The organism is Bacillus sp. SIMBA_074 (assembly GCF_046534555.1).
Classification (GTDB): Bacteria; Bacillota; Bacilli; order Bacillales; family Bacillaceae_G; genus Bacillus_A; species Bacillus_A mycoides.
The window spans coordinates 1-278 of the sequence record NZ_JAWRYM010000404.1; the positions used below are offsets into that span (position 1 = coordinate 1).

Here is a 278-nt window from a genome sequence, read left to right on the forward strand (position 1 = left end):
GTACCGACGACGATTGAAATGGATGATGTTACGTATCATCTGGAAGAGCAGTATACCGGACGAGTGAATGTCGTGGGCAAGGCTCCTTTCCATACATCTGGAGAGCAGTACATCTGGCAATTCCAATCCGATCAGCGTCAACTGCTGCGAATTGAATGGCAGGATGGCCGATTCATGCTATATGAAGGGGAGACTGTCCTTTCAGCTGATGTGCAGGTCTTACGCGGAACGTAGGGGGTGAGAATATGCCACAAAGTTGGATGAAATTGATCAAGCTC

1 protein-coding gene is annotated in these 278 nt (G+C 48.6%); it reads left to right on the forward strand.

Annotated elements, in window-relative coordinates; all coding sequences use genetic code 11:
- A partial coding sequence (locus SB773_RS31335) for a DUF4178 domain-containing protein (protein ID WP_410594188.1) occupies nt 1-234 on the forward strand: 234 nt, incomplete at its 5' end.
- Between the last annotated feature and the right edge of the window lie 44 nt (nt 235-278).